Raw genomic sequence first — 1,443 nt, forward strand, 5'->3', positions numbered from 1 at the left:
AGGCGAGCCGCGCCGCCGCAGGCTTCCTGCGCGTGACCCGGCCCAGTGCAGCGGCACAGGCTGCGCTCGCTCCGTTCGAGGCGCGCGTAGCCGGCTTCGCCCGCACCCGCGTGGCCAGCGTGCCTCAGGAGCTGTGTGCGCGCCGGGTCCCGGGCGGGCCGGACAGCATGGACTATGGGCGTTCGAGCGGTGCGTGCAATGCCGAGGGTCGCGTGAGCCAGCATGGGGGAGATATCCAGCAGCTGGTCGCCCAGGCCTACCTGGACGTGGCGCGCCTGCGCTATGGCGGTGCGGACGTGGCCGTGCAAAATGGGGGCGGTGTGCGTACCCCTCTCGTCGGCGTGGTGACGGCCGAGCAGCTCATCGGTGCCCTGCCCTTCGGCAACACGCTCTGGCGGCTCGATGTGACGGGCGCAGAGCTCAAGGACATGCTGGAAGACGGCATGGAGGCCGTCTGGGGACCCGGCGGCTCGAGCGGCCCCTACCCCTATGCGGCCGGCCTGCGCTTCTCCGTGGACGCCACCCGCGCGCGCGGCGAGCGCATCGCGCAGCTGGAGGTCCATGATCCGGAGTCGGACTCCTGGCGCCCGATCGACCCGGCGCGGCTGTACCGTCTTTTCGTGCCGCAATATGTCGCGCGCGGGGGCGATGGCAACCCGACGCTGGCTGCCGTTCCACCCGAGCGGCGCCTGGATATCGGCGTGCTGGACACGGACCTCTTCATGGACTGGATCGAGCAGCAGCCGCGCGACCCTGCAACCGGACTGCCCGTGCTGAAGCGCCTGCCTCTTTCCAGCTACAGCACGCAGCGTTTCACCGACCAGCAAAGGAGTGGATCATGAGCCAGAACTTCATCCTCACCAGCCCCGACATCGCCGATGGCAGCAGCATCGACGCGCGCTTCGAGTTCGACGACTTCGGCTGCGGCGGCGAGAACCGCTCGCCGGTGCTGCGCTGGAGCGGCGCGCCCGAGGGCACGAAGAGCTTTGCCGTCACGGTCTACGACCCGGACGCGCCCACCGGTTCGGGCTTCTGGCACTGGTTCGTGATCGACCTGCCGGCCGGCACCACCGAACTGGCCGCCGACGCCGGCGCGCGCGGCGGCGCCAACCTGCCGCAGGGCGCGCGCCACATCCGCAACGACTACGGCCAGTACGCCTGGGGCGGCATGTGCCCGCCGCCGGGCGACCAGCCGCACCGTTACGTCTTCACCGTGCACGCGCTCTCGGTCGAGCGCATCGACGTGCCCGACGACGCCCCGGCGGCGCTCGCCGGCTTCAACGTCAATGCGAACACGCTCGCCAAGGCGAGCTTCACCGCCACCTACGGCCGCCCGGGCTGACCCGGCGGGAGCGCGGCCGCGCGCCGCCGCGCTCGGCCTCAGGTGTAGCGCTTGGCGCGCAGGTTGTTCTTCATCTGCTGCAGCACCGGCTGCAGCGGCTC

Annotated in this window: 2 protein-coding genes; both read left to right on the top strand. The window is 71.3% G+C overall.

The window, feature by feature from the left end:
* Positions 1 to 842: 5'-nucleotidase C-terminal domain-containing protein (locus tag A612_RS06440; protein ID WP_019373690.1), on the top strand; the 842-nt coding region annotated here is incomplete at its 5' end.
* On the top strand, positions 839 to 1,342 hold the full coding sequence (locus A612_RS06445) for a YbhB/YbcL family Raf kinase inhibitor-like protein (protein ID WP_019373691.1): 504 nt from the start codon (positions 839 to 841) through the stop codon (positions 1,340 to 1,342). The genes A612_RS06440 and A612_RS06445, both read left to right, overlap by 4 nt.
* Positions 1,343 to 1,443 lie beyond the last annotated feature (101 nt).

It is taken from the genome of Melaminivora alkalimesophila (assembly GCF_000282995.1).
GTDB lineage: Bacteria > Pseudomonadota > Gammaproteobacteria > Burkholderiales > Burkholderiaceae_C > Melaminivora > Melaminivora alkalimesophila.

Bases quoted from the DNA above. Each gene is read 5' to 3' on its own strand.
- A612_RS06445 (WP_019373691.1), top strand. From the start codon at position 839: ATGAGCCAGAACTTCATCCTCACCAGCCCCGACATCGCCGATGGCAGC.